The sequence below is a fragment of the Morganella sp. Je.2.23 genome (assembly GCF_051129855.1).
Lineage (GTDB): Bacteria > Pseudomonadota > Gammaproteobacteria > Enterobacterales > Enterobacteriaceae > Morganella > Morganella sibonii.
Window position 1 is genome coordinate 197,241 of the sequence record NZ_JBCPSQ010000004.1, and the last position, 19,653, is coordinate 216,893.

Here is a 19,653-nt window from a genome sequence, read left to right on the forward strand (position 1 = left end):
AGAAAGCGTATGCAGGACTATGGTATCTGGACGGTCATTACCCCGGTCGTCACAATTATTCTGGCTATCTGTACCCGTCAGGTGATTTTATCACTGCTGATCGGGATACTTGTCGGCTTTACTGTTATTAATGATCACAACCTCTTACTGGGTGTCCGCGCGACCCTGGAAGGGATTATTGATGTCTTCAAATCCTCAGGCAACGCCAAAACCATCATCTTTATGCTGATGATTGGCGGGATTATGCGGCTGGTCGTGGTGACCGGCGGTGTACGGGCACTGGTCCGCCTGCTGACCAACAAAACACAGATCATCAAAGGCCGCAAAGGTGTACAGCTGCTGGCGGTGATTATCACTTCCCTGATTTTTATCGAAAGCTCGATTAACCAGCTGGTTTCCGGTGCCTCCACCAAAGCGCTGGCGAAAAAATACGGCGTACCGCCGGAGAAAATGTCTTACATCATCCAGACCGCCTGTGTGTCTGTCTGTTCTTCCGCCATGATCAACGGCTGGGGTGCGGCAATGATGGGCGTTATCGGTGTGCAGATCTCTCAGGGACTGATTACCGGCGAACCGTTTGATATCCTGGCACATTCCATGGTTTACAACATCATGGCCTGGTTCTCGCTCGCCAGTATCCTGTTCTATATCTTCAGTAATGTCTCCTGGGGACCGATGCGCAAAGCAGAAATGCGTGCACAGGCACTTATCAGCTCAGCGGATGTTATTACCGGCACACCGGAAGAAACCCATGACGAACCGGAAGATGATAACGATATTATCAATCATCCGAACTGCCATACTTCACTGAACTTCTTTATCCCTATCCTCTCCACCATTCTGATGGTGCCGGTGGCGCTGTATATCACCGGGGACGGCGAATTCAGTAAAGGCAGCGGCTCCACGTCTGTTTACTGGGGTGTGATGTTCGGTACGATGGTGTCATTTGTCTGGTTCCTGGTACGCCGGGTCATGAATGTCGATACCTTCTTTAAAGAGCTCTATATCGGCTACGCCAGTATGATCAAAATCAGTTCGGTGATGATCCTCGCTTTCCTGATGGGCTCAGTCTCTTCTGACCTCAACACCGGTGCTTATATTGCCCAGGTGACATCCGGGGTTATTGCGCCGGGATTCTCTGTCGGCTTTATCTTCCTGATCAGTGCCGTGATGTCACTGGCGACAGGTACCTCCTGGGGAACATTCGCTATCATGATCCCGATTGGTGTACAGCTGGGTCTGTCCGTTGGTATGCCGCCGGAATATATGATTGGTGCGGCTATCGCCGGGTCTATCTTTGGTGATATGACATCCCCTATCTCCAGCGATGCGATTGTTGCATCGATGGCGACAGACTGCGACCATATTGAACATATCCGTACCCAGATGCCGTATGCGGTATTAACCGCGAGTTTTGCGCTGGCCGTCTACCTCTGGTTAGGATTCACCTACTGAGTATGACCGCGAATTCAATAAGGAAATGATATGTCTTCTTCTGTAAATACCGCCGGGGCAACCCGGCTGCAACAGACATTAGCGCAGTTCAGCAGGCTTAATCTGCTCAGCGGTGTGACACCGCTGAATAAACTGAACAATCTCTCCCGTCTGCTGGGACGGGAGATTTACATCAAACGCGATGATCTGACGCCGCTGGCGGCGGGCGGCAACAAACTGCGTAAGCTGGAATTCCTGATGGCGGATGCCCTGGAAAAAGGCGCACAGTTTATTGTCACCGCCGGTGCTGTTCAGTCTAACCATGTCCGCCAGACTGCGGCTGTCGCAGCGATGTACGGTCTGAAATGTGTGGCACTGCTGGAAAATCCTATCTGCAGTCAGGACGCAGACTTCCTGAATAACGGCAACAAACTGCTGACCGATTTATTCGGTGCTCACTGCGTGATGTGTGATGCACTGACCGATCCTGATGCGCAGATGCAGGCGCTGATCAACCATATGCAGCTCAGCGATGCGTATATCGTGCCGGTCGGCGGCTCCAATATGCTTGGTTCACTCGGCTATGTGCAGTGCGCCCTGGAAATCGCAGAGCAGACACCGGAAGGCACGGAATTCGGTGCTGTGGTGGTGGCCTCCGGCAGTGCAGGAACACACGCCGGGCTTTCTGCCGGATTGCAGCTGGTTATGCCGCAGACGCCGGTTATTGGTGTCACAGTATCGCGGACTTATGCCGACCAGGCACCGAAAGTCGTGAAACTGCAGAATGAGCTGGCGCCGCTGTTTGGTATTGAAACCCCGGCACCGGTCGCACTGTGGGACAGTTATTTTGCACCGGAATACGGTATGCCGAATGCCGGCGGGCTGGAAGCCATTGAGCTGCTGGCGCGTCACGAAGGCATTTTGCTGGACCCGGTTTACACCGGTAAAGCGATGGCCGGACTGATTGACCAGGTTCGCCGGCATCCGCAGGATACCTCGCCGCTGCTGTTTGTACACACCGGCGGTGCCGCCGGATTGTTTGCCTATCCGGCAGTGAGCGCTGCAATATAAATTAATCTCCGCATACAAAACAGATACCGGTAATAAATCGTATTACGGTATCTGTTATTTCCCGCCTGACTGATAATACTCTCGGCTTTCATAACATATTATTTATCAATCTTTGATGTAAATCATTATTTAAACCTGCAAAAAAATCACCACATTATTTTAGTTTCAAAAAAATACGCCTTTCAGATGTAAGTAAATACTGCATGCTCTTCACGTTTTCCTTTCATTTATTATTCTTTAATTCATTGATATTTAATGACTTACTCTGGTTACTCTTTTGTGATGTATGGAATGGTATAAACAGGAAAACACAAACACAACAAAAATATATATAAAAATCAAAATATTAAAATCAATAACACCGGAAAAATAATTTGAAACACACCATTACATAACGATACCCCGGTGGGTATTCTGAACAAATTATTCCGATATACTCAATCCATGAGTGAATGAGAAGAACTCATATATCCATAAACTAAACAAATAATAAACAGCAGAAAAATAAAATTAAACTCCGGAAAATGAGAAATACAGCAATCATTAACCGGATATTTTCTGCTTTTATTAATTATTGTTTCAGGTAAGACAATAAGATTTCACGTTATTCAGTTCATATTACGTAATAACAAACATTCATTTAAGTAAGGTTTAAGATGAAAAAGTCTTTAATTGGTAAAACGTTAATTTCTGTATTATTTGCAGGTACAGTAATGAACGCTTCAGCCGCAGAGCAAACAGGTACAATTTCATTCAAAGGTTTTATTTATAACGCCACGTGTTCGATTGTCCTGAATGACACCAATTCCCCTAATGCCGATGTTTTAATGGGTCGTTATCCGACAAGTGCCTTTACTAAAACCGGTGATGAAGTTGGCGGCGAAGACGGACATGGTTCTTTAAGTATTTCATTACTGGATTGTCCGGAAAAAGGAAAAGTGACATTACAGCTTCACGGAAAGCCAAAAGATGGCCATGACGCTATTCTGGAACTGGATAACCCGGCATCACCAAATACCGCTAAGAATATCGGTATTGTTCTCTATGACCGCAATGATATGGATACTGATATTGTCATTAATGGTTCTGTTACCAAAGAATATGAAGTTTCCTCCAGTGCCGAATGGCATGCTGATTACGTCGCAAAATATTACAGCACCGCTGACAACGTTGAAGCAGGCCAGGCTGATGCAACACTGAATTACACGCTTTCATATAATTAATTATTTATGCGCAGATGAAATATTCTGCGCGCCCTCATATAAAAATAAATAAGGATTAATTATGTTCACTAAAACAAATATTATCGCTGCCAGTGCATTACTGCTTCTGGTATCAACAAGCTATGCCGGCTTTGGTTTAGAAACAACCCGCGTTATTTATCATGAAAAAAATAACAGTGAGGGCGTTGTTGCATTTAATACGGACAAAGGCAGAAACTATCTGCTGCAATCCTGGGTTGAAGATAAAGCCGGAAATGTAAGCTCTGACTTTGTTTCAACACCACCACTCGTCAAATTACGGGCTGAAAAAAAGAACACATTACAGGTCACAAAAATGGCCTCATTACCCGCTGACAGAGAGTCACTTTACTGGCTGAATGTTAAGTTTGTGGCACCGGGTGAAGAAGGCCGGGAAAACGTCCTGCGCTATTCGATGACGAACAGAATAAAGATTATTTATCGCCCGTCTGTTCTGGATAACAACCGGGACATCGAAACCGGCATGAACACGTTAGCGTGGTCTGTGTCCGGTAATCGTCTTACGGTTAATAATCCTGCACCCTATTATGTGAATATTTCAAAGATAACCGTAAATAATCAGGAAGTAAAATTACCTTCCGGATATCTGTCACCGAAATCGACAGAAACACTAACTGTTCCGCAGGCAATTAAATTACCTGCAAATATAAAAATGACATACATCAATGATTACGGCAAAGCCGTTGAATTAAATTATTCCGCAAAATAACACGTGATAATAATGATGAATAGATATCATAATAAAAATAATTTTATGTCATTATCTGTGATGTCTCTCCTTCTGGCAGGGTCATCCCTCTCTGCTATGGCAGATGATTATTATCCGGCCAGTTTATTTAATATTCCCGGCACTGACTCACAGCTGACCAATGAAGATATTGAAGTTTTTAAAGACAATGATAACGCACCGGGAAAATACAAAGTCACCCTGATCATTAACAACAATAAGGTTGCTGTAAAAGAAATTGATTTTGTTATGAAAAAAAATAAAGCCGGAGATGAAAAACTCATCCCTTGCTTATCACGGGAAGAATGGAAAAATGCAGGACTGGATTTCCCGTTATCAGATAACGATGATACCGATGGCTGCCTTAATATCAATGGCATTGAATATACGCATGGCTATCTCGATCTTAATACAAAGGTCTATGCACTGACGACACCACAGTCATATATCAATAAAGATAAGCTGGAAGCATTAGCGCAGGAAACCTGGGATAACGGCATTCCTGCTCTGTTTGTTAACTATTTATTTTCAGCCGTGAATCGTCAGCACAATGGTGACTCAAAAGACAGCTATTACGGAAACATTCAGACCAGAATCAATTTAGGTGCCTGGCGTTATCAGAATTACTCCACCTGGATGAACGATGATAACAATAAAAACAAATGGAAAAACATCAGTAATACCTTATCAAGAAACATAAATGCCCTGAAAAGTGAGTTTACCGCCGGTAATTTATATTCATCATCACAGTTATTTGATTCTGTTAAATTTCGTGGTGTCCGTCTGACCACGGACAGATCAATGGACCCGGTCAGCAAAACAAACTATGTCCCGTCTATCTCCGGAATCGCCAATTCCGAAGCCGTTGTAACGGTTGTCCAGAATGGCGAAATTATCCTGAGACAAAGCGTCCCGGCCGGGCCGTTTAATCTGACCGAATATTACCCGATGAATAATGGCGGAAATCTTTATGTTAATGTGAAAGAAACTGACGGCAGCGAGAAAAATTTCATCGTCCCTTTCTCCTCGATTTCCACTCTGGAAAAGAAAGGAAATGTACGATACAGCATTTCCGGCGGAACCTACGACAGCAACAACAAGGGTAACGGAAAAAAAATTAATCAGGCTGAAATATTTTATGGTCTGACTGACTTTGTCACGGTATTTGGCGGCGCATTTGTGGCCGGGGGTTATCAGTCCGGCGGTATCGGTGCTGCATTCAATTTTGGCGCCTTTGGTGCCATCACCGCGGATGTCCTGCATGCAAAAGCAACTCTTAATAATGATAAAACCTCTGCCGGTAATGCATTCCGCGTTAACTACGCAAAAAGAATAGAAGCAACAAATACCAGCGTCTCTCTGGTCGGTTACCGTCACTTTGATACTAAGTTTTATCGTTTTGAAGATGCGATGTCATATGATGAAAACCGGAACGATCGCAGTAAACTTAAAAATGAGTATACCTTATCGCTGAATCAGCCTGTTTTTTCCGGTAATTCATCTCTCAATCTGTCTGCCGTTATTTATGAGTATACGTCCGGAAAGAAACAAAAATCCTATAATACCGGGTTTAACAGCTCATTTAATAAAATGAACTACGGTATTTATTACAACTATTATCAGGGTGCAAGAACGGAGAACGGCAAGAACAATACGTATAATGTGAGTATGAATCTCAGCGTTCCGCTTAATATCAAAGATAACGCCATATGGGCAAATTATAATATTTCCTCCGATGGTGATCATCAGACATTACAGACGGCCGGACTCAGCGGAAATTACGGTAAAAACCAGCAAGGCAGCTGGGATATTTATCAGAGTCAGGGTAACAAAGGCACAGGTAATTCCGGCGGCCTGAGCAGCGCCTACCGCTCACAATATGCGACGGTTAATGCCGGTTACTCATACAGTAAAAATAATAAAAACCTCAGCTATGGCATGAATGGTTCGCTACTGGCAACGCAATACGGCGTACTTGCCGCCCCTGCGTTGCAGAATACCAATGCACTGATTCTGACCAAAGATACTGCCGGTATCGGTATCATTAACGGCCAGTCTGCTCAGACCAATAATTCGGGCCTTGCGGTTGTTTCAGGTATGACGCCGTACCGTAAAAACAATATTGTGATTGATACACAGACAATTCCGGACGATACCGGGATAGAAAACAATATTATTAACGATATTGTTCCGACAAAAGGTGCGCTGATTCTGGCAGATTTCAATGTGAAAAAAGGCTATAAGCTGCTGATCACACTAAAAACCCCGGATAATAAAGAAATTCCGTTAGGTGCCAAAGCGACGATGCCCGGTGATACTGAATATTGGGTGTCTAATTTTAATACGCTCTATTTTATTGCGGATAAAGAAAAAGGTGATATCCGCGTAACGTGGAAGCAGGACGGAAATATGCAGCAATGTGTTGTCAGATATGACATTACCGGCACGTTACCCAAGAACGGAATATATATTACAGAGCTGAACTGTCAGCGGGAGATTTGATGAAATACTGTCACCTGATAAAAAGAACCAAACATCTGATTTTATCTCTGTTAATTGCCGCAGGCGGATTAGGTACAGCGGGCCACGCTTATGCGTTACAGGACTGTCTCAGAGGCGGAAATCAGAACCATTCCACCATGACCTCAACCATTAATCTGCGCCTTACCGGCAATATAAAGCAGAACCAGGAAGTCGGCCGCTTCACATTTGTCCGTGAAGGCGGTATCGGCGGCGTGGCGAACTGCGGGCCGGATGCCGGTATTCACGGCTATACCAGCTACAGTGAAGGCAGCGGTATTGTTGCCAAGTATTACGGCGATATTGACGGCTATCCTGCATATCATATTTATCCGGGCGGTGATCGGAACTTTGTTTATGTACTGGTCGATAACCGGACCGGTATGCATTTTCAGAATCAGCCGGGAAGTAATGTGCCGGTACCGGAAGGCCCGCTGCTGCCGCTTGATTTAACGGTCATTATTTATGCCGCAAAAGATAACCCGGATACGCTTTCTTTAACCGGCGGGGCATATATCGGTACTGTTTTAATTCAGGCGTACAACCCCGGCGGCGGCACAACAGCAGTAGGCTATAGCTACAGATTAAAAGGTAAAATTGAAAGTGCACCGGCATCATGTTCGCTGGACAACGCTAATCTGGAATTTAATTTACCCCGGGCGCCGCTGAACGCGTTTTCATCAAAAGGACTTCCGGACGGTAATTATAAAGCTGAAGATAATTTACTTATTTCATGTAATGGCGGGCTGTCTGCCCGGATGAAATTAATGGCGGCTAAAACCGAAAGTTATAACGGAAAAGAGTCTGTTATTGTTCCTGATAACGACGGCAATAATAATGCGTCCGGTGTTGGCTTTGTTGTTACATCACCGATGAATGATGATGCCGTACTGGTTAATCATGAATTTGTTAAAATTGCGGAATTACAGGATGGAAAAACACGTGTTCCGCTGGTTGCCGAATATTACCGCTATAGTGATTCGGTCAGCCCCGGCAAACTGGAAGCAAATACTCAGTTTATTTTACAGTTTGACTGATATCAGCGCCGTCCGGATTATCCGGGCGGCGCCCGGTATTCAGCTGATACCGGTGCAGCCCCGCCATGCCATCGGCACGGCGGCAAGATTGTAGAGCGGTGTTCCCAGCAGGTAATGGTCATACACCGTCAGTCCCGGGGTTTTATCTTTTTCCATCGCGTAATATTCAACCGGAAGAATAAACGACAGTAATAACAGAGAGATACCGGCATTACGGATTGCCCGGCGCGGTAATGCGCTGCTCAGCAGATGAACCACCGCGAAATAGGCCCCGGAAACCACAATAAAAAACAGCACAATACCACTGTTTTCATTCAGGAATTCACCGGCGGACAGGGAGTATCCCTGATGAAGCAGATCAGGTAAGTTTGTCAGATATTCGGCCCCCGCCTCACGGCGGAAAAAAGCCGAGGCAGATAAATTCAGCCCCCACAAAATCGTCAGCAAACCAACCACGATTTTTCCTGCTGTATAACGACAGAGATACACATTCGCCAGCAGCAGTAATATGCCCATCACCGTAATTTTCACATTGTACTCCGCCCCCGGCCCGCCGGCTAAAACCGCCGGTGCCAGAGCAATCAGCACAATCAGTAAAACAGAAGAAAACAGACGCATAAATTAACTTTTAAGTAACATAAACAAGCGGGTTGCAGTAAACCATTAACAACCTGATAAAACAAGTGGCGGAGAAAAAGAAAAGCGCGGTCCCCGGGCCGGAAACCGCGCTGTCACCTCTGTCAGTGAGATTTGCCCTGCTCAATTCCCAGGCCGATCTGAGAGCGGATAAACTGCGCCTCAAAGCGGCTGCGTTCTTCCTGACCCTGTGCGGAGTTATCCGTCACAGACACCAGCCAGGCTGCGATAAAGGCAGCAAACATTGAGAAAAGTGCCGGATATTCATACGGATAAATTGCTTTTTCATGTCCGAGGATACCCACCCAGATTGTCGGACCCAGGATCATCAGTACGACTGCTGTTACCAATCCCAGCCAGCCTCCTGCCAGTGCACCGCGTGTGGTCAGCCGTTTCCAGTACATGGAAAGCAGGATGATCGGGAAGTTACAGCTCGCCGCAATAGAGAAGGCCAGCCCCACCATAAAGGCAATATTTTGTTTTTCAAACAGAACACCCAGCCCGATGGCAACAATCCCGAGGATAATAACGGTGATTTTGGAGACTTTTAATTCATCCCGCTCATTGGCTTTGCCGTCTTTGATAACACAGGCATACAGATCATGAGAAACTGCGGATGCACCCGCCAGGGTCAGCCCGGCCACAACCGCCAGAATTGTTGCGAACGCCACCGCAGAGATAAAGCCGAGGAAGAGATTTCCGCCGACAGCATCCGCCAGGTGTACCGCCGCCATGTTAGTACCGCCGATCAGAGCTCCCGCTGCATCCTTAAATACCGGATTCGGACTGACCAGCAAAATGGCACCGAAACCGATGATAAAGGTCAGAATATAGAAGTAACCAATAAATCCGGTGGCATAAAATACACTTTTACGGGCTTCTTTGGCATCACTGACCGTAAAGAAGCGCATGATAATATGCGGCAGCCCGGCAGTACCAAACATCAGCGCCAGTCCCAGGGATAATGCGGAAACCGGATCAGATACCAGACCGCCCGGGCTCATAATCGCCAACCCGTTTTTATGTACCGCAACCGCGTCTTTAAACAGGGTGTTAAAGTTAAAATCCACGGCTTTCATCACCATCAGCGCCATAAAACTGGCTCCGGCAAGTAACAGAACCGCTTTGATAATCTGCACCCAGGTCGTTGCCAGCATGCCGCCGAACAGGACATAAAACACCATCAGAATACCGACCAGCACAACCGCCACGATATAATTCAGCCCGAATAACAGCTCAATCAGTTTACCGGCACCCACCATCTGCGCGATCAGATATAACGCCACCACCACCAGCGAACCACTGGCGGAGAGCACACGGATCGGACGTGCTTTCAGGCGGTAAGAGACCACATCCGCAAAGGTATAGCGGCCGAGATTACGCAGACGTTCCGCAATCAGAAACAGGATCACCGGCCAGCCGATCAGAAAACCGATGGAGTAAATCAGGCCATCATACCCGGACGTGTAGACCAGTGCGGAGATCCCGAGGAATGATGCGGCGGACATAAAGTCGCCGGCGATCGCCAGCCCGTTCTGAAACCCGGTAATTTTCCCTCCTGCAGTATAATATTCCGCCCGGGAACGTGTCCGTTTTGCCGCCCAATAGGTGATATACAGTGTCAGGCCGACAAAGATCAGGAACATAATAATGGCCTGATAGTTTACCGGCTGGCGCTCCACCGGCCCGCTGATGGCATCAGCGTGACTGAACAGCGGAAACAGCAGGGATAGCAGAAGAGCAGAAAGGCGCGTTTTCATTGTTTCACCCCGCGGATAATTTCGGCAGTCAGACGGTCAAATTCCCCGTTTGCCCGGATGGTATAAATACCGGTCAGGACAAAAGCACTGATAATCAGTCCGACCCCGACAGGTATTCCGCGGGTGATCGTCAGACCTTCACCGAGTGGTGTGCCCAGCCATTGCGGGTCAAAGGCAATCAGAATAATAAAGCTGACATACAGCACCAGCGTAATAGCGGACAGTGTCCATGAGAACCGACTGCGTTTTCTGACCAGTTCCTGAAAGCGAGGGTCATTCTCCACCTGTTGATAAATGGATGCGCTCATTGAGGATACTCCTCTGTTTTTGTTATCCGGAGTGTCAGTGCCGCATAACCCGGCACTGACTGAGGTTAGCGTGCTAGTTCATTTTGATGGCCTGCTTTTCTTCGAGCAGTTTTTCGACGACACCCGGGTCGGCCAGTGTTGATACATCACCCAGATTACCGGTATCACCGGTGGCGATTTTACGGAGGATACGGCGCATAATTTTACCGGATCGCGTTTTCGGCAGAGAGTCAGTCCAGTGCAGAATATCCGGGGTGGCAATCGGGCCGATTTCTTTACGGACCCAGTTCCTCACCTCCGCATACAGCTCCGGTGTCGGCTCTTCGCCGTGATTGAGTGTGACATAGGCATAAATGGCCTGCCCTTTGATGCTGTGCGGGATCCCGACCACCGCCGCTTCGGCAATTTTCGGGTGTGAAACCAGCGCGGATTCCACTTCGGCAGTACCGAGACGGTGTCCGGAGATATTCAGCACATCATCCACCCTGCCGGTGATCCAGTAATAGCCGTCTTCATCACGGCGGGTACCATCCCCGGCAAAGTACATGCCTTTAAAGGCGGAAAAATACGTCTGTTCAAAGCGTTCATGATCACCGAACAGGGTACGTGCCTGGCCCGGCCAGGAATCCAGGATCACCAGATTCCCTTCTGTCTCACCGTCCAGAATGTCGCCCTGGTTATCCACCAGCGCAGGCTGAACCCCAAAGAACGGCACGGTCGCGGAGCCCGGTTTCAGCTCAATTGCTCCCGGCATTGCACCTATCATGCAGGCACCGGTTTCAGTCTGCCACCAGGTGTCGACAATCGGGCAGCGGCTGTCGCCGATAGTTTTGTAATACCACTCCCAGGCTTCCGGGTTAATCGGTTCGCCGACCGATCCCATAATGCGCAGGGATTTGCGGGACGTGCCTTCAATCGCATTCAGCCCTTCCGCCATCAGGGCGCGGATAGCTGTCGGTGCGGTATAGAGGATATTGACCTGATGCTTATCGACAATCTGACACATCCGGTTGACCTTCGGATGGTTAGGCACACCTTCAAACATCAGTGTGACAGCGCCATTGGACAGCGGGCCGTAAACCAGGTAGGTGTGTCCGGTCACCCAGCCGACATCCGCGGTACACCAGAACACTTCATCGCCATGATAATCAAAGATATATTTGAATGTCAGCGTGGCGTAGACCAGATAACCGCCGGTGGTATGAAGCACCCCTTTCGGTTTACCGGTCGAGCCGGAGGTATAGAGGATAAACAGCGGATCTTCCGCATTCATTTCTTCCGGCGGACAGTCAGCACTGACACCGCTGACAGCATCGTGCCACCAGATATCACGCCCTTCCTGCCACTCCACCGGATTGCCGGTACGGCAGAAGACGATCACACTGCTGACCGTGGTCACGCCCGGATTTTTCAGGCCGTCATCCACGTTTTTCTTCAGCGGGATAGTGCGTCCGGCGCGCAGACCTTCATCTGCGGTGATCACCATTTTTGCGCCGGAATCAATCACACGGCCGGACACCGCCTCCGGTGAGAACCCGGCAAAAATCACCGAATGCACCGCACCGATACGGGCGCAGGCCAGCATGGCAACCATCGCCTCCGGGATCATCGGCATATAAATGGCGACCACATCACCTTTGCGTATCCCCTGCTGTTTCAGGACATTGGCAAACTGACAGACATCATGATGCAGTTCACGATAGGTGAGAGTACGGGACTCATCCGGGCTGTCGCCCTCCCAGATCACCGCCGGTTTGTCACCACGTTCTGCCAGATGCCGGTCGAGACAGTTGGCACTGAGATTCAGTGTGCCGTCCTCAAACCATTTTATGCTGACATGGCCGGGGTCGAAGGAGGTGTTCTTCACCCGCGTATAGGGTTTTATCCAGTCGACAATCTGTCCTTTCTCACGCCAGTAGCCGTCAGGATCCTGAACAGACCACTGATACTCGTCCAAATACTGCTGATGATTGATTAGCGCATTTTTTGCAATTGCTTCGGGTACAGGATATTTCGTTATTTTTGTCATGATGCATCTCCTTTCAATTGTTAATGCTATGTCAAAATCACGTTAAATAAAGTTGCCGTTTCGCCTTTGTTTCTTTTTTGCGCTAAAGATCACGGATTGAAAAAGGGGAGATTCACAGCGTTATCATTTGATGCGAAAAGCACCAACGATATAAAACATCATCATTGAGATAAAAATCAGTGTATGACATTATGCGGGGAGAGTTAGCTAAAATATTTAACTAAAATAAGACAGTAAAATAACAAATAAAAAGAATCCGCACAGATCGCACAGATCTGATAATCATTTTCATTATCATCTGTTTCATTATAATGTTTAGCCTGTTCACACACGGTGTGAGCGGTTCGGTCAATTACTGGAGTTATAATTATGAGCTATGTATTACCTGCATTACCGTACGCTTATGATGCGTTAGAACCGCATTTCGATAAAATGACAATGGAAATTCACCATACCAAACATCATCAGACGTATGTGAATAACACCAACACCGCGCTGGAAGCCTTCCCTGAGATGGCAAACCTTGATATCGACGATCTGGTCGCACAGCTCGATAAATTCCCGGCGGACAAACGTACCTTTATCCGCAACAACGCGGGTGGTCATTCCAACCACAGCATGTTCTGGAAAGGCCTGAAAACCGGCACCACATTACAGGGTGACCTGAAAGCCGCTATCGAACGCGATTTCGGCAGTGTTGATGCATTTCAGGCAGAGTTTGAAAAAGCAGCGGCAACCCGTTTCGGTTCCGGCTGGGCATGGCTGGTGCTGAAAGACGGCAAACTGGCTGTCGTTTCCACCGCTAACCAGGACAGCCCGCTGATGGGTGAAGCGATTTCCGGTACTTCCGGTTATCCGATCATCGGTCTGGATGTGTGGGAGCACGCCTACTACCTGAAATTCCAGAACCGCCGTCCGGATTACATCAAAGCATTCTGGTCTGTAGTCAACTGGGATGAAGCAGCAGCGCGTTTCGCTTCTGCCAAATAAGTTCTGAAATATGTGCGGGCATTGTCCGCACATATTCTTCTTCCCCGCTTTCGATTATGATGTCTGTCTCACTCAATACGGAGGCGGCATGGCATACACACCTTTAGTTTTCACCGGTCCCGTCAGGGATACAGCCCGCTGCGGACGCAGCGCAATTGAGAAGCGTCAGACTGAGGGTGTCCTTCAGCTGGGTGCCTCCGGACTCGCCGGTGATGAGCAGGCGGAAAAAGCCTTTCACGGCGGCCCTGACCGCGCGTTATGTCACTATCCCCGCGAACACTACGATTACTGGAAAATGATGTATCCGGAGATTGAGGATCGCTTTGTCGCGCCGTTTTTCGGGGAAAATATTTCCACTCTCGGTATGACGGAAGACACCGTTTTTATCGGCGATATTTATCAGTGGGGCGGGGCGGTTATCCAGATCACCCAGCCGCGCTCACCCTGTTATAAGCTCAATCCGCTGACTGATGTGTCCGATTTTGCGCAGGTAATGCAGGACAGCGGGCGTACCGGCTGGCTGTACCGCGTGATAGGCAAAGGCGAAGTCAGCGGACTGCATCCCCTGAAACTGCTGACGCGAACCAGCGCGGTATCTGTCAGAGAAGCCGTGGCAATTGCGTTTCATCTGCCGTTCGATGAGACGGAATATCGCCGTCTGCTTCATGCCCCCGGCTTATCCGCCAGCTGGACGCTGACGATGCAGCGCCGCCTGACCAGCGGAAAGATTGAAGATTTCAACCGCCGGTTATTCGGTTTCGCCGGACCGTTCGGCTGACAACTGAACCCGCCGCTGATAACGGACATTGGCGACAGTGAACAGCAGAGCCGCCAGCGCAATCACTGCCGCCAGTACGAATCCGCCGGTATAGCCAATCGCCGCCGTCAGGCTGACCAGCATCATTGCGCAGGCCATTTCACCGATATCCCGCATACTTTGCACCGCCGTCATATCCGTTCCGGCCTGCTTCGCCTGTGAGGCGAAACGCATCCCGGCCGTCATAATTGCCACAGATGTTATCCCGGAAGAGAGTGAGCCGAACAGAATACACACGGCCACCATAATGACACTGACACTGCCCTGAGACTGTGCAAACCAGAGCAGCGACGAAATCAGCGCGCACAGAAGACCCGCCGAAAAAGCCCGCCATACCCCTATTTTTCCGATAAGCCAGGCACCGCCGCCGCAACCGAGCACCAGCGTGACCATCCCGCCCGCCATGCCCGCTTTACCGACATCTTCCAGCGCCCAGCCCGCATCGGTGAGAAACAACTTTGCCAGCCCGAAACCGGAAACCGCCGTCACCGCCGATAACAGCGTCAGCGTCAGCAGACGGACAGCTCCGGAACGGCGGACAGTTTTCAGCAGACTGGCCTGAGCCTCATCAGGCCGGACATCCGCGTGATAACGGGGCGGCTGCCGGAAACGGCTGATCAGGATCAGGCTGAATGCCGGTACCGCCGTAAAAATCAGTAATGCGCCCTGCTGACCCAGCACACCGGTGAGCATCATCATACCGGCACCGCCGAGGAAAAAGCCGCCCATCACACCCGCTATCTGAACTGCATTAATATTTGCCAGCAGACTGCCTCCCGCATGTTCCGCCGCCATACCGTCAGTAGCGATATCCTGGGTGGCACTGGCCAGAGAAGCCACCGCGAGCAGGGCAACACACAGACCGGCATTGTCAGCCGTGATACCGGTCAGACTGAGTGCCAGCAGACAAAGTGTGACGATCACCTGCATCGGAATAATCCAGCTGCGCCGCCGGCCCAAAGAAACAGACCAGTGATTATCCACAAACGGTGCCCATAAAAATTTGACCACCCACGGCAGCCCGACCAGCGGAATAAAAGCCAGAGCTGCAAGGTCAGTTCCGGCACGGCGTAATATCGCGGGCAGCGCATCCATAGCGATACCCATCGGAATACCCTGTGCCAAGTACAGAAAGCCCAGGGTTATCACCAGGCGGCGATGTTTAATCAGTTCATGCATAATTCACTCCGGCAGCGGTTTTTCCGCCATAACACAACAGCACATAACAGACACCCCGCCGCAGTCAGCAGCAGCGCGGCATCGGTATACCACTGCGCACCGGCGCAGGAAAACAGATGAACCAGCGCCGCAAACACGAATCCGGCGGCACAGAACAGACAGATCAGCAGCAGTGCGCGGCTGAGCGACGGGTACAAAAGGGTGAAAAAAACCGTTATCAGCCATACCGCAGGAAATACCGCAGGGGCTGATAACGGGGAGAACCACGCACTGAGCAGCAGTACGGTACAGGCAAGTACCGGGCCGCCGCACAGGCCGATGGTTAAACGGGATGAGAGACTGTCAGGGGCATTCAGTGCCCGCATCGACAGGCCGCTCAGTGTCAGAAGACAGGCTGCGAATCCGGCCAGAAAATGCAGTGCGCTGAGCCACGGCGCAGCACCGGCAAGCCAGGTATATTGTCCGTAATGCAACGGCTGAACTGCAATAAAGGCACGGGTCCAGATGCCCTGTTCCGCAGAATCGCGGATGCCGGTCAGACGCAGCGGCGTTCCCTGCCAGCGCAGCTGTTCAAAATACGCGGATCCCGGCTGCCCTTCACGGACGCCGCTGATAGTCACCACCCGGTCATCACGTCCGGGGTTTTGCAGAGACACCATCTGCGGAATAAAGCCGGGATAGCGGGCCGGTAACTGCGCAAGCAGTTCAGTAACCGATGAAAACACCGGTTCTTCCGCCGCATCCGGCTCACGGAATGATCCCATCAGCTGCTGCATAATCTGCTGCGGTGCCTGCGGACTGACGCGATCGGCCAGCATCATTGTCCCGAATGCCCCGAGTCCGGACAGCGCACCGGTCAGCGCGAACAGCACCAGCCACGGATAACACCACAGGCCGGTCAGGTTATGCAGATCAAAAGCAAAGCGCCGTATTCCCTGCCGCCATCTGAGACGCAGTAACAGCCGGATTTTCCGGTGATGAATAACCAGCCCGGTGATCAGTAAAACCGTCAGCACAACGCCGGTCAGGCTGACCAGCATCCGGCCGGGGAAGCCGAGAAACAGATTTTTGTGGAGTGTCACCGGGATATCTGTCGGTGCGGCAGCACTTACCGGCTGACCGGTGACGGCACTGAGCAGCACCGGGCAATCCCCCGGATGGCGGCAGACACTGATCACCGGATAGCGGTCTGAAGGCAGTACGATGTGAACCCCGTTCTCCCCGCTCAGCTGTGCCATCCCCTGCTCTGTCAGAACAGACAGCGGCAGCGGTTCACCGGCGGGCAGATGCTGCCACCACAAACGCAGGCTGTCACCGCCGAGGCTCCAGGTGCCGCTGAATAAGATGATAAACAGCACCACACCAAATACAGACCCCGCACTTCTGTGCAGTTGTGCGAACGATGCCTTCAGTCCCGGACGCATCAGCAGACTCCCGGCAGCAGCAAAAGTGGCGGCCACCAGATCCATGCCCGCAGAAATACCGCCCCCGGTCCGGGGGATGTCAGGGCATAACACAGAATGGCGCACAGAATAAAGAACGGGATAAAAACCCCGGCATAGAGACGGTTAAGTGCATCACTGCCGGGATAAAAAACGGTGATCACCGCAGACAGTGTTACCGCACCGGCAACACAGCCGGTGACCGCCATCAGCATCATCCACCGCCGTAACCCGGCAGACTTCATCAGAAATCTGCCTTCAGTGTCAGCATAATATTACGCGGCTCGCCATAGCGGTTATTCCACTGCGGGGTGAATAATCCGGCGTAATAACGGCGGTCAAACAGGTTATTAATATTGACTGCTGCGGACCAGTTATCATCTATCTGATAGCCCAGCCGGGTATTAACCACCGCATATCCGCCCTGGCGCAGAGTGACCCGGCCGTTGGAATTACTGAACTCACTTTGTGCCTGAACACCACCGCCGACACTCCATTTCCGTTCATCCCAAGGTAACTGATACTGTGTCCAGACCCGGACCATATGCCGTGGTGTCAGGCTGTTAAAGGTTTCGCCCTGATTCTGTGTGTCTTCTTTATAACGGGTATCGGTATAGGTATACCCGGCCGTGATATCCCAGAACGGCGTGATATAGCCGGTTCCTTCCAGTTCAAAGCCCTGACTGACCACTTTTCCGCCGCTGATATAGTTGGTATCAAAAGCGCCGCCCGGGTGCTCAGGGTCAGCCTGCGGGTTATTTTTCATATCAATCCGGTAAACCGCAGCAGAGACATTCAGTCCGCCGTTGAGCAGCGAGCCTTTCACACCGCTTTCCAGTGTCTGTCCCTCAACCGGTTTCAGCATGTTACCGCTGTAAGTTTTGCCGGTCTGCGGCTGATACACCGTGGAAAAACTGCCGTACCATGACCATTCCGGCGCAAAGTCCCAGATCAGACCGCCGTAAGGTGTGATTTTTCCGTCTTCGGTAAATTTCGCATCCGGCTTGCGTACCTGCCACCAGTCTGCCCTGGCGCCGGCCACCACTGTCAGCGGCTCCGCAACCTTGATCCGTCCCATGGTGTACAGGCCTTTGCGGATCGTTTTTGTGGTTCCCGGCGATGAATACGCGCCGATGCCCGGCACCGGTACACTGTGCGGATCCCAGCGGTAGACATTGACCGGCACATTGAGCGGTGTATCAAAAGCAGCAGTGAGCTGCTCTTCCTGCGCACCGGCATAGCTGATTCCGGCTATCAGATCATGCTGTAAGCCGCCGGCGGTCAGTTTGCCGGTCACATTACTGTCCAGGCTCAGCTGGTGGTTACGGAATTTATACGCGCCGCCTGTCAGCATTGCGCCATCCCCGGTCAGCGGGTCAATATTTCCCCATGCCCCGGCATACAGCAGGCGGGCTTTTACATGCTGATAATCAAGATGAGTATTAAACTGCCAGTCATCATTAATCTGATGTTCCAGTTGCGCAAAGGCACGGGTGGTATCCCATTTGAATTTATCCCAGCTGACATCCAGATACGTATCACGCGGCAGATGCAGATCACTGCCGTCGGCCGCCATCGGGACACCGGCCATGTTAGTGACAGAATCAATGATCTGATATTGCAGGCCGGTACGTAACAGCGTGTCCGGTGTAAGATCCGCATCCACGGTGGCATAGATCAGCCGTGTCTGCTGGTCAGACACATCGTAGAAGAAATCACGATCTTCCCACGCCACCACGACCCGGCCACGCACGCTGCCCGATTCATTGAGCAGTCCCCCGGCATCCGCCTCTGCGCGGTAGCGGTTCCAGCTGCCCGCCGTCAGCGTGATATTCGCCTGATCCCGGTGCGGAGCATGTTTACGTACCATATTCACGGTCGCAGCCGGATTACCCATACCATGCAGCAGGCCATTAGAGCCGCGCAGAATTTCCACCCTTTCATACACCGCCATATCCTGCGGCGACGAGGCCATATTACCGAGCAGAGCGGGCACGCCATCAAGCTCAAAAGAATCGACTTTAAAACCCCGGGTATAATACGCCGTGGTCAGCAGAACAAACGGCGCACTGGTGACGCCGGTCGCCCTGCTCATCACATCATCAAGCGTATTCAGGTTCTGCTGTTCAATCTGCGTCCGGTCAATAACACTGACCGACTGTGCGATTTCACGCGGCTTCAGTGCCATTTTCCCCAGCGTGGTAACACCGGGCGCGATATAGTCATCCCCGGCGGCAGCCGGGCGATCAGTGACCACAATGATATCACCGGTGTCCGGCGCGGTTGTCTCTGCCGCTGACGGCAGCGCTGAGAGCAGCAGTGCGCACATCAGTGTGTGTTTGCTGAGTGTGAAACGGGCCGGTAAACCGGGTGTTTGCTGTGTATGTGTTATTGTCAGGCGCGTCATGTCTGTTCCGGCTTATGAAATGATAATCGTTATC

Annotated in this window: 16 protein-coding genes; 8 read left to right on the forward strand and 8 right to left on the reverse strand. The window is 50.4% G+C overall.

Features of this window, described 5'->3' with window-relative positions; all coding sequences use genetic code 11:
- The first annotated feature begins 9 nt into the window (after positions 1 to 9).
- From AAZR23_RS14850 to AAZR23_RS14875, 6 genes are all read left to right on the forward strand, one after another.
- Positions 10 to 1,455 carry a Na+/H+ antiporter NhaC family protein gene (locus tag AAZR23_RS14850; RefSeq protein ID WP_107680145.1) on the forward strand — a complete coding sequence of 482 codons (1,446 nt, stop codon included), beginning with the start codon at positions 10 to 12 and terminating at the stop codon, positions 1,453 to 1,455.
- Between the two features lie 30 nt (positions 1,456 to 1,485).
- Complete coding sequence (locus AAZR23_RS14855) at positions 1,486 to 2,505, forward strand: D-cysteine desulfhydrase (protein ID WP_434693446.1); 1,020 nt, start codon at positions 1,486 to 1,488, stop codon at positions 2,503 to 2,505.
- Positions 2,506 to 3,161: 656 nt separating this feature from the next.
- On the forward strand, positions 3,162 to 3,728 hold the full coding sequence (locus AAZR23_RS14860; protein ID WP_434693449.1) for a fimbrial protein: 567 nt from the start codon (positions 3,162 to 3,164) through the stop codon (positions 3,726 to 3,728).
- Between the two features lie 61 nt (positions 3,729 to 3,789).
- Positions 3,790 to 4,476, forward strand: a complete 687-nt coding sequence (locus tag AAZR23_RS14865; protein ID WP_218427146.1) for a fimbrial biogenesis chaperone — start codon at positions 3,790 to 3,792, stop codon at positions 4,474 to 4,476.
- Positions 4,477 to 4,572: 96 nt separating this feature from the next.
- The gene (locus AAZR23_RS14870; RefSeq protein WP_434693452.1) at positions 4,573 to 6,996 is read left to right on the forward strand and encodes a fimbria/pilus outer membrane usher protein; all 2,424 of its coding nucleotides are present in this window, start codon (positions 4,573 to 4,575) and stop codon (positions 6,994 to 6,996) included.
- Positions 6,996 to 8,051, forward strand: a complete 1,056-nt coding sequence (locus AAZR23_RS14875) for a fimbrial protein (protein ID WP_218454869.1) — start codon at positions 6,996 to 6,998, stop codon at positions 8,049 to 8,051. The genes AAZR23_RS14870 and AAZR23_RS14875 overlap by 1 nt, the downstream gene beginning before the upstream one ends.
- 39 nt (positions 8,052 to 8,090) lie before the next feature.
- Here AAZR23_RS14875 and AAZR23_RS14880 read toward each other — a convergent pair whose 3' ends face one another.
- From AAZR23_RS14880 to acs, 4 genes are all read right to left on the reverse strand, one after another.
- Complete coding sequence (locus AAZR23_RS14880) at positions 8,091 to 8,669, reverse strand: hypothetical protein (RefSeq protein WP_434693455.1); 579 nt, start codon at positions 8,667 to 8,669, stop codon at positions 8,091 to 8,093.
- Between the two features lie 122 nt (positions 8,670 to 8,791).
- Positions 8,792 to 10,447, reverse strand: a complete 1,656-nt coding sequence (locus tag AAZR23_RS14885) for a cation acetate symporter (RefSeq protein WP_166706802.1) — start codon at positions 10,445 to 10,447, stop codon at positions 8,792 to 8,794.
- Positions 10,444 to 10,755, reverse strand: coding sequence for a DUF485 domain-containing protein (locus AAZR23_RS14890; protein WP_166706801.1), 312 nt, complete (start codon positions 10,753 to 10,755; stop codon positions 10,444 to 10,446). Before AAZR23_RS14890 ends, AAZR23_RS14885 begins: the two co-directional genes overlap by 4 nt.
- A 73-nt stretch (positions 10,756 to 10,828) precedes the next feature.
- Positions 10,829 to 12,784, reverse strand: a complete 1,956-nt coding sequence (gene acs / locus AAZR23_RS14895; RefSeq protein WP_434693457.1) for an acetate--CoA ligase — start codon at positions 12,782 to 12,784, stop codon at positions 10,829 to 10,831.
- Between the two features lie 369 nt (positions 12,785 to 13,153).
- On the opposite strand from acs, the gene sodA reads away from it, so the two are divergent.
- Positions 13,154 to 13,774, forward strand: coding sequence for a superoxide dismutase [Mn] (gene sodA, locus AAZR23_RS14900; protein ID WP_166706800.1), 621 nt, complete (start codon positions 13,154 to 13,156; stop codon positions 13,772 to 13,774).
- Between the two features lie 88 nt (positions 13,775 to 13,862).
- Complete coding sequence (gene yiiM, locus AAZR23_RS14905; RefSeq protein ID WP_166706799.1) at positions 13,863 to 14,552, forward strand: 6-hydroxyaminopurine reductase; 690 nt, start codon at positions 13,863 to 13,865, stop codon at positions 14,550 to 14,552.
- Here yiiM and AAZR23_RS14910 read toward each other — a convergent pair.
- The 4 genes from AAZR23_RS14910 to AAZR23_RS14925 are packed head-to-tail and all read right to left on the reverse strand — an operon-like array spanning position 14,523 to position 19,619.
- Entirely contained in the window at positions 14,523 to 15,770 is a 1,248-nt protein-coding gene (locus AAZR23_RS14910; RefSeq protein ID WP_218427138.1) for a RhtX/FptX family siderophore transporter, read from the reverse strand. The two genes, yiiM and AAZR23_RS14910, sit on opposite strands and share 30 nt — an antisense overlap.
- Positions 15,758 to 17,239 carry a PepSY-associated TM helix domain-containing protein gene (locus AAZR23_RS14915; protein WP_434693461.1) on the reverse strand — a complete coding sequence of 494 codons (1,482 nt, stop codon included), beginning with the start codon at positions 17,237 to 17,239 and terminating at the stop codon, positions 15,758 to 15,760. The genes AAZR23_RS14910 and AAZR23_RS14915 overlap by 13 nt, the downstream gene beginning before the upstream one ends.
- Complete coding sequence (locus AAZR23_RS14920) at positions 17,194 to 17,457, reverse strand: hypothetical protein (RefSeq protein WP_166706797.1); 264 nt, start codon at positions 17,455 to 17,457, stop codon at positions 17,194 to 17,196. Before AAZR23_RS14920 ends, AAZR23_RS14915 begins: the two co-directional genes overlap by 46 nt.
- Positions 17,457 to 19,619, reverse strand: coding sequence for a TonB-dependent siderophore receptor (locus tag AAZR23_RS14925; RefSeq protein ID WP_434693464.1), 2,163 nt, complete (start codon positions 19,617 to 19,619; stop codon positions 17,457 to 17,459). Before AAZR23_RS14925 ends, AAZR23_RS14920 begins: the two co-directional genes overlap by 1 nt.
- Between the last annotated feature and the right edge of the window lie 34 nt (positions 19,620 to 19,653).

Bases quoted from the DNA above. Each gene is read 5' to 3' on its own strand.
- AAZR23_RS14880 (WP_434693455.1), bottom strand. From the start codon at position 8,669: ATGCGTCTGTTTTCTTCTGTTTTACTGATTGTGCTGATTGCTCTGGCA.
- yiiM (WP_166706799.1), top strand. From the start codon at position 13,863: ATGGCATACACACCTTTAGTTTTCACCGGTCCCGTCAGGGATACAGCC.
- AAZR23_RS14885 (WP_166706802.1), bottom strand. From the start codon at position 10,447: ATGAAAACGCGCCTTTCTGCTCTTCTGCTATCCCTGCTGTTTCCGCTG.
- AAZR23_RS14920 (WP_166706797.1), bottom strand. From the start codon at position 17,457: ATGAAGTCTGCCGGGTTACGGCGGTGGATGATGCTGATGGCGGTCACC.
- AAZR23_RS14875 (WP_218454869.1), top strand. From the start codon at position 6,996: ATGAAATACTGTCACCTGATAAAAAGAACCAAACATCTGATTTTATCT.
- AAZR23_RS14870 (WP_434693452.1), top strand. From the start codon at position 4,573: ATGGCAGATGATTATTATCCGGCCAGTTTATTTAATATTCCCGGCACT.
- acs (WP_434693457.1), bottom strand. From the start codon at position 12,784: ATGACAAAAATAACGAAATATCCTGTACCCGAAGCAATTGCAAAAAAT.
- AAZR23_RS14925 (WP_434693464.1), bottom strand. From the start codon at position 19,619: ATGACGCGCCTGACAATAACACATACACAGCAAACACCCGGTTTACCG.
- AAZR23_RS14850 (WP_107680145.1), top strand. From the start codon at position 10: ATGCAGGACTATGGTATCTGGACGGTCATTACCCCGGTCGTCACAATT.
- AAZR23_RS14910 (WP_218427138.1), bottom strand. From the start codon at position 15,770: ATGCATGAACTGATTAAACATCGCCGCCTGGTGATAACCCTGGGCTTT.
- AAZR23_RS14890 (WP_166706801.1), bottom strand. From the start codon at position 10,755: ATGAGCGCATCCATTTATCAACAGGTGGAGAATGACCCTCGCTTTCAG.
- AAZR23_RS14855 (WP_434693446.1), top strand. From the start codon at position 1,486: ATGTCTTCTTCTGTAAATACCGCCGGGGCAACCCGGCTGCAACAGACA.
- sodA (WP_166706800.1), top strand. From the start codon at position 13,154: ATGAGCTATGTATTACCTGCATTACCGTACGCTTATGATGCGTTAGAA.
- AAZR23_RS14865 (WP_218427146.1), top strand. From the start codon at position 3,790: ATGTTCACTAAAACAAATATTATCGCTGCCAGTGCATTACTGCTTCTG.
- AAZR23_RS14860 (WP_434693449.1), top strand. From the start codon at position 3,162: ATGAAAAAGTCTTTAATTGGTAAAACGTTAATTTCTGTATTATTTGCA.
- AAZR23_RS14915 (WP_434693461.1), bottom strand. From the start codon at position 17,239: ATGGATCTGGTGGCCGCCACTTTTGCTGCTGCCGGGAGTCTGCTGATG.